4 protein-coding genes are annotated in these 2,650 nt (G+C 68.5%); 1 reads left to right on the top strand and 3 read right to left on the bottom strand.

Features of this window, described 5'->3' with window-relative positions; translation table 11 throughout:
* The 3 genes from G3N93_RS37885 to G3N93_RS37875 all read right to left on the bottom strand — a co-directional run.
* On the bottom strand, window positions 1–1,058 hold a 1,058-nt coding region (locus G3N93_RS37885; protein ID WP_206135309.1), incomplete at its 3' end, for an iron-containing alcohol dehydrogenase.
* Window positions 1,055–1,390, bottom strand: coding sequence for a putative quinol monooxygenase (locus tag G3N93_RS37880; protein ID WP_174943652.1), 336 nt, complete (start codon window positions 1,388–1,390; stop codon window positions 1,055–1,057). The genes G3N93_RS37885 and G3N93_RS37880, both read right to left, overlap by 4 nt.
* Before the next feature lie 242 nt (window positions 1,391–1,632).
* A complete protein-coding gene (locus G3N93_RS37875; RefSeq protein ID WP_206135308.1) occupies window positions 1,633–2,349 on the bottom strand; it encodes an SDR family oxidoreductase in 717 nt (238 codons plus the stop codon).
* 99 nt (window positions 2,350–2,448) lie between these two features.
* Between G3N93_RS37875 and G3N93_RS37870 the strand changes: the two genes are divergently transcribed.
* The coding region (locus tag G3N93_RS37870) for a LysR family transcriptional regulator (protein WP_241026875.1) at window positions 2,449–2,650 on the top strand (202 nt) is incomplete at its 3' end.

Genomic DNA, 2,650 nt, shown 5'->3' with positions numbered 1-2,650 from the left:
CTCGGCAGGTCATCTTCCCCGATGCCGACCTCGCGCAGCGTGCGCGGGATGCCCGTCGCGACGATCAGCCGGTCGATTTCGGCGATCAACGCGTGGGTGCGCGCTTCGTCGCTGCCCGTCGCCGACGGCGCGACGATCGCCGCGAGTTCCGCATACAGCGGCGCGGCGGCCGGCGCGTTGAACCGCAGCACGTGCGGCAGCACGAGCGCATTCGACAGCCCGTGCGGCACATGGAAGATCCCGCCGACCGGATAGGCCAGCGCGTGCACGGCTGCGACCGGTGCGTTCGCGAACGCCTGCCCCGCGAACATCGCGCCGACCAGCATCGCCTCGCGCGCGTGGCGGTTGTGGCCGTCGTCGCACGCCGTGAGCAGGTTGCGCGACAGCAGCGTCAGCGCGTGCGTCGCCAGCATGTCGGACACCGGGTTCTTCAGCCGCGCGGACGTATAGGCCTCGATCGCATGCACCATCGCGTCGATGCCTGTCGCGGCCGTCGCCGCACGCGGCAGGCCGAGCGTCAGTTCGGCGTCGAGGATCGCGACGTCCGCGAACAGGTGCGGCGACACGACGCCCATCTTGCGCGCCTCGCCGACCGTGACGATCGACACGGCGGTCACTTCGGAGCCGGTGCCGGCCGTCGTCGGCATCTGCACGAGCGGCAACCGCGCGCTCGTCACCTTGTCGACGCCGTACATGTCGGCCAGCGCCTGCTGCCCCGGCGCGAGCACCGCGATCAGCTTCGCGACGTCCATCGACGATCCGCCGCCCAGGCCGAGCACGATCTCGGCATCGGCCGCGACGGCCCGTTCGGTCGCTTCCAGCACCACATGCTCGGGCGGATCGGCGATCACGTCGTCGATCACGGTGACTTGCCAGCCGTGCGCGGCGAGGCTCTCCAGCGCGGGCGCGAGCACGCCGCTGCGATGCAGGAACGCGTCGGTGACGACACACAGCCGCACGAGCGCCGGAAAGCGTTCGCGCAACAACGCGCCGAGCCGGCGCGCGGCGCCGAATTCGACGACCTGCGTCGGAACGGTACGGAATTGAAACGGGTTCATCGGGCGCCTCCCGGTGGCGTCGCCGCGCCGGTGTCCGGCTGCACCATGTAGCTCGACACTTCGCGGCGATCGAGCAACGGAATGATCGCGCCGAACCCGATCCGCTGGAAATGCGGCGTTTCCCGATGCACGTCGAGGCCGTCCGCGTCGCGGTAGCGTTCGAGGATCACGACGTGGTCGGGGTTCTCGGGCGACCGGAAATACGCGTAGTCGAGATTCTTCGGCTCGGCGCGCGTCAGGGGCGCGAGCTCCGCGAGCAATTCGATCACGCGATCGCCGTTGCCGGGTTTGGCGTAGAAATGCGCGATGACCTGCAGGTAAGGTTCGTTCATGTTGCGCTCCGTGTTCGACTGGGGGCCGTCACGACGGGGACGCACACGATGCGCGGCGAACCGGAGGGATTCGAACGCGACGGCGCAACGCCGTGTCACTGGCTGATCGTCGCATTGTATTGAATCGGCGCGCCCTTCGCAGTACCGCCACCGGGCCGCGAGAAACCGGGCGAATCCCGCGCCCGTTCACGGCACGGCGGATCGCAATCGGTCACTACCCGCGCGATGCACCGATGGGCCGACTACCACGGCACCGTCCGCCCCAGATAGTCGAGATACTCGAGCCCCGGGCGCACACGCTTCGCGATCAGCACGTCGACGAGACTCGGCACGCTTTCCTCGATCGTCAGGCGCGCATCGGGCCCACCCAGTTCCGTGCGGACCCAGCCGGGCGCCATCAGCACCATCGCCCGCCGCGTATCGGCCTGGCGCACCGCGAAGCTGCGCATGAACTGGTTCAGCGCGGCCTTGCTGCCGCGATAGACCTCGCGCATCCCGCTGACGTTGTTTGCGACGCTGCCCTGCCCCGACGACATCGCACCGATCAGGCCATCGTCGGTCACGAGATCCTGCAGCGTCTCGATCACGCGCATCGGCGCCAATGCATTCGTGATCATCACGCGCACGAACTCGTCGGTCGTCACTTCGCCGATCGTTTCGGTTGGCTCGTTCGTCGTGCCCGCGTTCACGAACAACATGTCGAAGCGCCGGCCCGACAGCCGCTCGCGCAGCGCGGCCAGTTGCACCGGCTCGCAGATGTCGAGCGTCTCGATGTCGAGCCGGCCGTCGAACCGGTCGGCGAGATCGTGCAGCTTCGTGCGTCCCGATCCTGCGCGCACGGTGCCCGTGACGCGCCAGCCTTTGTCCAGGAACGCCTCCGCCATTGCGAGCCCCAGGCCGCGCGAGGCCGCGACGAGCAGGATCGCAGGGACGTTTCGGTTCGATTCGGTTGATTGCATGGTTTCCGCCTTTGCCGGTTTCGTCATGCAGCCACTATAGGTGCGCATCACGACAGGCGCCAGACGCACCGGATTCAACCCATAGTTGCATCGAACGCCATGCCAAATCGCGCAGAGGCGTATCCTGTCGCCATGGAAGACATCGACCTGAACCTCGGCGCCGCGCGCGACGTGCTGCGGTCGGAAGGCAGCGTGACCGGCGCCGCACGCCGGCTGGGCCTGAGCACGTCGGCCATGAGCCGCACGCTCACGCGGCTGCGGATGTCCACCGGCGACCCGTTGCTGGTGCGCGCCGGACGCA

Origin of the sequence: Burkholderia sp. Se-20378 (assembly GCF_017104665.1) — a bacterium.
GTDB lineage: Bacteria > Pseudomonadota > Gammaproteobacteria > Burkholderiales > Burkholderiaceae > Burkholderia > Burkholderia lata.
Note: the sequence above shows the minus strand (reverse complement) of the source record. Positions and strands in the feature narration are given on the sequence as shown.